The sequence below is a fragment of the Yersinia thracica genome, from assembly GCF_902170565.1.
Classification (GTDB): Bacteria; Pseudomonadota; Gammaproteobacteria; order Enterobacterales; family Enterobacteriaceae; genus Yersinia; species Yersinia thracica.
Genome location: NZ_CABHXX010000028.1, coordinates 1 through 9309 on the forward strand (window position 1 = coordinate 1; position 9309 = coordinate 9309).

Below are 9309 nucleotides of genomic sequence, written 5' to 3' on the forward strand. Positions count from 1 at the left end.
ATGCATACCCTCTTATAAATACGATAATCCATCAACAAGTTATGCAAGTCGGATTAATAAGTTTAAATGCATTATCACGAGGTAAAACAATCGCATTTGATATAGTGCGAGGGAATGATTGTTGGTCAAAATCACTCCTATTTAATGTCAATAAGATGAAAAAAATTCAGATGGATAAAATCCCTCTGTCACTCAGCGCACACTCATTAGTGACAAAAAAAGGGACGATTAATATTGAGGATATATTGCGCATTGAAACCTTGCGTGAAGCTCATCATGACAAGATAAAATTATTTGATGCTAAAGGTAACATACTATTTTCAATAGATTACTCATCACTTATCAGTGCTGACCTTTTTATTGCCTTACTGGAGCACATGATACAAAACAGGATACCCGCCTATTATGGCTAATAGGTAGCGAAGAATTACTCTTGTTGAATACGTATAGCTGCTGGCGGCAAACTAATCTGCAAGACAGTAGGTTGATAATCACTTTTCCCTTCAATCTTAATAGCTACCGTCCGGGCCAATAAAAAACCTAAACCCGCACCTAAAATAGCACCAAACGCTGTAAAAACATCAGTGACAAATAAAATTTGAAACAAAGCGCCCCCCATGATTAAACCAATTAATGGGGTCAAATAAACCAAAGCAGCAGAACGTAATAAGCTACCTTCACTGATTCCAACCTCAACTTTTTGCCCAGGTTCGAGTGGTTGTGAAATCGCTATTTTTAATTGATGCTCAGATTCTGGCCCCAACTCATTCAATAAATGACTACCACATCCTGAACGTGCATTACAGCTCCCACACCCCGAATGCGGTTCGCAACGTAAAAGTGCCACCCCATTTTTCCATGAGATAACTGTTGCCCATTCTTTCATCATTTAGCCGACTCCAAAACCACACTATCAGCAATACGTTTTGCCGTTGATGGAGGTAACTCACCAACTACGGTGATTTCTACATTATTACGAGTTTCAGAATGGACAGTACGACGCCCTTGGCGCAGTGACTGTTCGGAAAGCGCATCTTTACCCGCGGGGTTCACATTAACCGAAAAACTAAACAGACCATCAGAATAGAGTCGTGATTCAGTTGGCGTATCCATATTAGGTAATGTACGACGACTATGAGAAACCTCAGTCACCCCCTCAGGCAACCAACGCGGAGCCCAACTAAAATCCACCTTGGTTTTTGCTGGTAAAGCAAGCAATGGCGGTAAGGATAGTTTTAATACTCCCCGCAGAATTTCCTGAATAGGCTCGCCGACAGCAAAAGAAATCACCCGGAACTGCTCAAGTGTTTCACCATCGCGATCTAACAAATCTATCCGCATAGGAAGTTTTGTTGTCTCATCCATCCAAATAATATAACTGTATCTCGTACTGTCACGGGCTACCACTCTGATAACCTGGCATGGTCTATCAGCTACACGGGCGCGACCGAGTGCAATATAGTTATAATGTTTTGATAGTTTTTCAAAATCGGGGAATACCACAGAAGGCAAAGCATCAACAATAAGCTCACCACTCAACGTAAAAGAGTCAAATCCTGGCTCGAAATAACTGACTTCATCACCACGTTGTATGATCTCAGTGCGAGGGCCGTCCATACGCAGCAATTGCGCTAACGTTTTTTTATCCAGAATGGCATGTCGATAGCGAAGAGAATCAATCCCTTGCTTGTTAACATTTATGTACGATAGCTCATAATTGAGCGATTGACTGGCAGCGCTCATGTCCTGCAGCATTGCTATCGGCGTGGTATCCGCCGAAGCAATTGCTGGCATAAACAGGCTGCCCGCCATTAAACAGACGGAAAACCAAAGTTGCTTCATTACTGCTGCTGCATTCCTAAGGACTGAGTTCCAGGGACCTGAATAGCGGCTTGTGTTGATGCTGATGGCACCTGCGACAACTCAGTTTGTGGTAAACGGCGTTGTAACTCAAAATCTTGCAACTGCGTCATCATATTCACACGACGACGTTGCTCTTGAACCTGATGCTGTTGAGTCGTCCCGAAAGAACCATCAGCAGGCACACCAAAACTGACTGGTGAAGCTTTACCCATCATCGGTAACGTATTAAATGCAGGTGCTTCGGGCTGTAAATTACCAGATGCAGGTTGGTTATATTGCTGAACACCGACAATAACGGCGAGAGAAACACACGCAGCAACCCCAACTTGCGTAATTTGGCTGGCCCATGGGCGAACTTTTTGCCAGAAAGGCATTTTCTGCCAAACATGTGGTTGCGGCTGAGATTCAGGCACAGCAATAGGAACAAAACGAGCTGGCTCATTTTTGAGCGCCTCTGCGACACGACTGGCGATATCCAGATGCAAGACTTCACCAACGTCCCCCCGCAGGGTATCACGGATTAAATGATAGCTCTGCCAGCTTTGCTGTAATGCTTTATCTTTCGATAAAGAACCCATCAGCTCACTATCAAGAGTTTCTCCGTCCATCAGAGCGGAAAGCTTTTCTTTCTGCATGCCAAATACCCTTTGTGTGTCCGCTTATCGCTGAATCAGCGGCTGAACTTTATTATCGATAGCCTCTCTGGCACGGAAGATACGGGAACGAACAGTACCCACCGGACAGTCCATAATGACGGCTATCTCTTCATAGCTTAGACCATCTAACTCCCTGAGTGTAATCGCCATCCGGAGATCTTCAGGAAGTGACTCTATGGTTTTAAAAACTATCTGCCTCAATTCTTCAGACAACATTAAGTTCTCAGGGTTCGATATTTCTTTCAATGCACCCGCATTTTCGTAATTTTCAGCATCATTTGCATCTACATCACTGGATGGCGGACGCCGCCCCTGAGCGACTAAATAGTTTTTCGCTGTATTAACCGCGATACGGTAAAGCCAAGTATAAAAGGCACTGTCGCCACGAAACGACTCTAGGGCACGATAGGCCTTAATAAAAGATTCTTGAACTACATCAGGAACATCACCCTGAGGTACATAGCGGGATACGAGGCTCGCAACCTTATGCTGGTATCGAATTACCAGTAAATTGAACGATTGCTGATCACCTTTCTGGACCCGTTCAACCAGCATTTGATCCGTTAACTGCTCGCTCATCCGAGGTGAACTCTCCCGAAATCTATCCCCACGCTAAAAAGAGTACTGCCAGCCATATATTTATTTTCCTGAGCAAGCACACGCTTGGAGTTTATAAAATTTGCAAAGTTCCATGATGCCAGATTATTTGTCTGAATATTCTTTAGACATCTTATAGCCATAGCTTTTGCTCTGGCAGATAGGCTAACATGAATTTCACTCTTCTTCTGCACACATCATACGATATGCCATCATCATCTGAACACGTTAGCGATGTATTGATCATCGGGAGTGGCGCTGCCGGTTTGTCATTGGCTTTGCGTCTTGCACCACATTGTAAAGTCACTGTTCTGAGCAAAGGGCCACTTAATGAAGGTGCCACTTTTTATGCTCAGGGAGGTATTGCTGCTGTTTTTGATGAAACTGACAGCATCAGTTCACACGTTGATGACACCCTGATTGCCGGGGCTGGGCTTTGCGACAAAGAAGCCGTCGAGTTTATCGCCAGCAATGCACGTTCTTGTGTGCAATGGCTGATTGATCAAGGTGTCCTTTTTGATACCGAGACCAATGCCAGTGGCGAAGAACGTTATCACCTAACCCGTGAGGGCGGCCACAGCCATCGGCGTATATTACATACCGCGGATGCTACAGGTAAAGAAGTAGAGACCACCCTGGTGGGCAAAGCAAGCGCCCATCCGAATATTTTAGTCAAAGAGCGCTGCAATGCAGTCGATCTTATCACGTCCAATAAAATTGGTTTATCGGGGACGAAACGCGTCGTTGGCGCTTATATCTGGAACCGCGAGCTAGAGAAAGTTGAAACTTTTCGGGCCAAGGCCGTTGTGTTAGCAACAGGCGGTGCCGCTAAAGTTTATCAATACACCACCAATCCAGATATTTCCTCTGGCGATGGAATTGCCATGGCATGGCGTGCCGGCTGCAGGGTCGCTAATCTGGAATTTAACCAATTCCATCCGACTTGCCTGTTTCATCCGCAAGCTCGCAACTTTTTACTGACTGAAGCCTTGCGTGGTGAAGGCGCTTACCTTAAACGCCCTGATGGTAGCCGTTTCATGCTCGATTTTGACGCACGAGGCGAACTCGCACCACGCGATATCGTTGCGCGCGCCATTGACCACGAAATGAAACGCCTTGGTGCTGATTGTATGTACCTCGATATCAGCCATAAACCCACTGATTTTGTCATGCAACATTTCCCGATGATCTACGAAAAACTACTGTCTTTGGGGATCGATCTAACCAAAGAAGCCATTCCAATCGTCCCAGCCGCACATTATACCTGTGGCGGTGTGATGGTCGATCAACACGGGCGCACGGATCTGGATGGGTTATATGCAATTGGCGAAGTCAGTTATACCGGCTTGCATGGCGCTAACCGTATGGCGTCCAATTCATTACTCGAATGCCTTGTCTATGGTTGGTCAGCTGCCGAAGATATTCTTTTGCGCCTGCCGACAGCCAAGCTGGCTCCGCATTTGCCTGATTGGGATGAAAGTCGTGTTGATAACTCCGATGAACGCGTTGTCATTCAACATAACTGGCATGAATTACGCTTATTTATGTGGGACTACGTCGGCATTGTTCGGACGACCAAACGCTTAGAACGTGCCCTGCGCCGGATAAATACATTGCAGCAGGAAATTGATGAATATTATGCCAATTTCCGCATCTCGAATAATTTGCTGGAATTACGCAATCTGGTGCAAGTGGCGGAGTTAATTGTACGTTGCGCCATGGAGCGGAAAGAGAGCAGAGGGTTGCACTATACTCTTGACTATCCTGAACAAATTGACAATCCAAAACCCACAATTCTCCATCCGTAATGCCTTTAAGGGCGCGATATTTTTTGCGAATACAAAATATCGCGCCCTCCAGCACCACTTCCACGGTTTTGGCAACTTGTTAATAGTTTAGATAAAACTCGCTGATTAACGCGCAGAACTCCGGTGAATACACGCCTTCCGATTGACGCAAATCCAATCGCTGGAATTCAGTTTCGCCGGATTGAGGTGATAACATCAGTAACATGCGATGTAATGGTTTACCGGGACGATCTCTGATATCAACCTGGCAACGGATAAACCAATTTTGTTGTACTGCAAGACGGCTGAGCTCGACACCTAAATCGTGGGGCAAAACCACACAAAAGATACCCTCCTCTGTGATAAGCTTCTCTGCGCAGTTTAGTAAAGCATCGTGAGTTAAAGATCCAGTATAACGTGCGGTATCTCGAGCCTCATCGCGACAAGCAACCGCCGGAGCAAAATAAGGTGGATTACTGACAATCAGGTCATATTGATGAAGATGGTTTTCAGCAAACTGGTATACATCTTGCTCATAAATACGAACCCGATCCGCCCACGGCGATTGCGCCGCGTTGCTGATGGCCTGCTGCGCCGCCGCTGGTTCCAGCTCTACACCGTCAATCATGACCTCAGATGCAGAACGCTGGGCTATCATCAAAGCAATAAGCCCGCTGCCGCAGCCAATATCCAGCACTTTGCGCGCTTTTTCTACCGGTGCCCAGGCACCCAGTAGAACACCATCTGTGCCCACTTTCATCGCGCAGCGATCATGTGCCACAAAGAATTGTTTAAACGTGAAACCACCACCACGCAACGCCAGTTTTTTTTTCAATTGCTCGCCCACATTAGTCACCAAAATCTACAACCGGCGTAGCATAGGACAATATGATTGAAGGGAAAAGACATCATTACCGCTTAAACAGGTGAAGAATTCGGCTAACCCGTCTATAATCGGCGCCCCAAGTAGAGGAAGACCATGACTGTAACCACTTTTTCCGAACTCGATCTCGATGAACGCCTAATTGATGCACTGCGCGACAAAGGCTATGAGCGCCCGACTGCCATTCAAGCTGCGGCTATTCCCCCCGCTATGGATGGGCGTGATGTATTGGGTTCGGCGCCCACAGGTACGGGCAAAACTGCCGCCTTTTTGCTGCCTGCCTTGCAGCATTTGCTGGATTTCCCACGCAAAAAATCTGGCCCACCACGAATTCTGATCCTGACGCCAACCCGTGAGTTAGCCATGCAGGTTGCGGATCAAGCCCGTGAACTGGCTAAACATACCCAGCTGGATATCGCGACGATTACCGGCGGTGTGGCTTATATGAATCACGCGGAAGTCTTTAGCGAGAATCAGGATATTGTAGTGGCGACAACTGGCCGCTTGCTGCAATACATCAAAGAAGAAAACTTTGACTGTCGGGCAGTAGAAACCCTGATTCTGGACGAAGCTGACCGTATGCTCGATATGGGCTTCGCTCAAGATATTGAAACAATCTCGGCAGAAACCCGCTGGCGCAAACAAACCTTACTCTTCTCGGCCACACTGGAAGGGGAAGCTATTCGTGAATTTGCAGAGCGTATCCTGACTGAGCCGGTAGAATTGGAAGCCGACCCATCACGCCGTGAACGTAAAAAAATTCAGCAATGGTATTACCGTGCTGACGATATTGAACACAAAACGGCCTTGCTGGTGCATTTGCTTAAGCAACCAGAAGTGCAGAAATCCATTATTTTCGTGCGTACCCGTGAAAAAGTGCATCAGTTGGTCAGTTGGTTACGTGAAGCAGGGATTAACGCCTGGTTCCTCGAAGGCGAAATGGTACAGGCCAAGCGCACCGAAGCCGTTATCCGTTTAAGTGACGGCCGGGTTAATGTTCTGGTGGCTACAGATATTGCTTCACGCGGCTTGGATATCGACGATATCAGCCATGTATTCAACTTTGATCTGCCACTCACCGCTGACGTCTACCTTCACCGCATTGGTCGTACTGGCCGTGCAGGGCGCAAAGGTGTCGCTATTTCATTGGTTGAAGCACATGACCACTTATTGCTGGGCAGAATTGGCCGTTATCTGAAAGAACCACTGAAGCCGCGTGTGATTGATGAACTGCGGCCAACCAGCAGGGCTCCGAGCGAAAAAACTACGGGAAAACCATCTAAAAAGGTTTTAGCGAAACGTAAAGAGCTAAAAGAGGCGGGCAAAGAGAAAGCGAAGGTTAAAGTTCGTCATCGCGATGCTAAAAATGTGGGTAAGCGCCGTAAGCCAAAAGACAAGCCAGAGACTAAGAGTGCGAGTTAACTCAGCACCCTGACAAAAAAGCCGCTTATCAACAGCGGCTTTTTTATTGTTTATCAATTAGATAAAAGCCACAAAGCTGCGATTCTCGTTGCAGCATTATTTTTTGTATTTCAGCCCAAAACTAACAAATTGAATACTATTGCTGATAAACCTCTGCAAGTTTTTTACCTCGAAGCCAGACATTCAATTGCTGATATTTTTGCTGCATTTCGGCGCTTTGGATATTCAGCGGTGTCATCGCTAAATACTGTTGAAATGTCGCCCCCTGCTTATTGCGCATCTCAGGATCCGCACCTGCTTTTAACAAGCGTAATGCTAAATCCGGCGCATTACTTTTGCCCGCCAGATGCAGCGGCGTATCCCCCATACGATCGGCAATATTAGGATCAACGCCAGCAACTAATAACAGGATAACCTGGATCTCGCGCCCAGCCATGATAGCAGCCGCTAAAGGCGTTGCGAGTGTCACACTATTTCTGGCATCAGGCCGAATATTGTTTTCAAGTAGAATCTGCATGTAATGTGCGTCTTGCACACTGGCGGCAGTATGCCAGGCAGTATCACCCTGCATTCCGGGCTGAAAAGGATCTGCATGTTCTTGCAACAATGCCGCCAAACTTTCAGGTTGTTGATTGAGGATAGCCCACTGCATTAGCGTCACGGCCTGTTTACCTTGCTGTTGCAACAACGTTTTATTAGCTAACTGATGGATCTGATCCACATCTCCGTGAACAATAGCATCTGCAATCGGTATGACTAATGGATCAGTAAAAGCAATATTAATCTCTGTCATTGCCTGCCCCTCAAAACTGATTAATGGCATCAAAACACCGTAGATGGCGTAACGCAAATGGCGTTTCACTCTCATTGTCAGTGCTGATTCAGGCATACTGCTGCTCCCAAGGTTTTTCTTTACTCATGGAACTGAGTACTTTATCAATACCATGTGCTGCAAGACTGCGTTCGAGGTGCTTATGAGGCAACCAATCATTTACCCCAGAAAGCTTATCGCTATTTGCCAAGGTAATTTTATGACCAATCGCATCAGGAATAAGCGAGGTAGACTCCTGAGTGTCTGTCAGTAGGTCATATTGCTCACTATAGCGCCGCACAGCACCATTCTCCGCGGACTGCCGCGCCTGAGCAGGATTTAATCCCAAGCGATTTAATGTAGGGTCAGAAACCCCTGCGGCATTAAACGTCACAGCAAAAGTCCCGCTGGCTAATGCCGCGGTAGTTGCCAGCCCACCGCCTAATGAATGCCCGGTAATCACTAGTGCATCACCAAATGCCATCTTGGCTGTTTTTCCCAAAGCAACCGACTGATTATATTGAATATCTTCATAACCCGTCGCCTGCCGGAGATTACTTAACCAATCTTGAATATCATTAGTGCCGGCGAAAGAGAGCACATACTGCTGGTTATCACTGTAGATGCCTGCCTGAAAACCAGAGGCACTATCAAATAAACTGGCCGGATCAATACCTGCGGAGAGTAGCGCATTGTCACTCAGACGTGTAAATCCGCTAAGACTTCCAGCAACAGGAGCGTAAACATCTTTAGCGAGCAATGCTAATGAATAGTCGGCTGACTGTGATCCTTGCCCGCTTGTGATAGGAACATGATGACTCTCTGCTGAGACTTCGTGACTACGTGGCAAGCTAAGATTAGCTAGCATGCTGTAATACAGCTCATGACCCGCCTGAGTGGTGGAGGATATCGTGGATTCTCTTTGAACCAGCTTTCCGGTCTTCTCTGGGATGTTGACCTGTTCCAATGGATTTGCTTGGCTCATCAATCCTGCTAATGAAACAGGTCTGGCCAAACTGACAGATATGCTCATGCCAACTCCTTGTCATAGATAATTCCGATATTGAGTCAGGCCCAATAGCTTTATCTATCGACACATCGGATGAGTTCTTAAATGGATTTGATAAGATTTATTTATATAAGCTAAATATTGTGATCACAGTCTAACTTCCCAGCGGATAAATCACAGGAACAAAAAAAGGAGCCTTAAGGCTAATGCCGATCACTTAAGGATCAGTTGAACGATCCTTGTACTATGAGAAAATCCGGAGCAGGTTCTGTTTCCGGATT

Annotated in this window: 9 protein-coding genes and 1 pseudogene; 3 read left to right on the forward strand and 7 right to left on the reverse strand. The window is 46.4% G+C overall.

Going from position 1 to position 9309, the window contains the following annotated elements; all coding sequences use genetic code 11:
* Positions 1-413, forward strand: a pseudogene (locus tag FTA91_RS03485) (hypothetical protein); the annotation flags it as partial.
* Positions 414-427: 14 nt separating this feature from the next.
* Here FTA91_RS03485 and rseC read toward each other — a convergent pair.
* The 4 genes from rseC to rpoE are packed head-to-tail and all read right to left on the reverse strand — an operon-like array spanning position 428 to position 3098.
* On the reverse strand, positions 428-889 hold the full coding sequence (gene rseC, locus FTA91_RS03490; RefSeq protein ID WP_145534421.1) for a SoxR-reducing system protein RseC: 462 nt from the start codon (positions 887-889) through the stop codon (positions 428-430).
* Entirely contained in the window at positions 886-1842 is a 957-nt protein-coding gene (gene rseB, locus FTA91_RS03495) for a sigma-E factor regulatory protein RseB (RefSeq protein WP_050115780.1), read from the reverse strand. The genes rseC and rseB overlap by 4 nt, the downstream gene beginning before the upstream one ends.
* Positions 1842-2498 (reverse strand): anti-sigma-E factor RseA, encoded by a 657-nt coding sequence (gene rseA / locus FTA91_RS03500; protein WP_050115779.1) that lies wholly within the window; start codon positions 2496-2498, stop codon positions 1842-1844. The genes rseB and rseA overlap by 1 nt, the downstream gene beginning before the upstream one ends.
* Before the next feature lie 24 nt (positions 2499-2522).
* The gene (gene rpoE, locus FTA91_RS03505; protein ID WP_005159396.1) at positions 2523-3098 is read right to left on the reverse strand and encodes an RNA polymerase sigma factor RpoE; all 576 of its coding nucleotides are present in this window, start codon (positions 3096-3098) and stop codon (positions 2523-2525) included.
* Positions 3099-3322: 224 nt separating this feature from the next.
* Between rpoE and nadB the strand changes: the two genes are divergently transcribed.
* Positions 3323-4924 (forward strand): L-aspartate oxidase, encoded by a 1602-nt coding sequence (gene nadB, locus FTA91_RS03510; protein ID WP_174635169.1) that lies wholly within the window; start codon positions 3323-3325, stop codon positions 4922-4924.
* A 79-nt stretch (positions 4925-5003) separates the two neighbouring features.
* On the opposite strand, the gene trmN is transcribed toward nadB, so the two are convergent.
* Positions 5004-5750 (reverse strand): tRNA(1)(Val) (adenine(37)-N(6))-methyltransferase TrmN, encoded by a 747-nt coding sequence (gene trmN / locus FTA91_RS03515; RefSeq protein ID WP_050115777.1) that lies wholly within the window; start codon positions 5748-5750, stop codon positions 5004-5006.
* 132 nt (positions 5751-5882) lie between these two features.
* Here trmN and srmB point away from each other — a divergent pair, with 132 nt between their 5' ends.
* Positions 5883-7208, forward strand: coding sequence for an ATP-dependent RNA helicase SrmB (gene srmB / locus FTA91_RS03520; protein WP_050115776.1), 1326 nt, complete (start codon positions 5883-5885; stop codon positions 7206-7208).
* 136 nt (positions 7209-7344) lie between these two features.
* On the opposite strand, the gene FTA91_RS03525 is transcribed toward srmB, so the two are convergent.
* Together FTA91_RS03525 and FTA91_RS03530 are read right to left on the reverse strand one after the other, a co-directional pair.
* Positions 7345-8001 (reverse strand): ankyrin repeat domain-containing protein, encoded by a 657-nt coding sequence (locus FTA91_RS03525; protein ID WP_050115832.1) that lies wholly within the window; start codon positions 7999-8001, stop codon positions 7345-7347.
* Positions 8002-8089: 88 nt separating this feature from the next.
* A complete protein-coding gene (locus tag FTA91_RS03530; protein WP_050115775.1) occupies positions 8090-9052 on the reverse strand; it encodes a hypothetical protein in 963 nt (320 codons plus the stop codon).
* Positions 9053-9309: the final 257 nt, after the last annotated feature.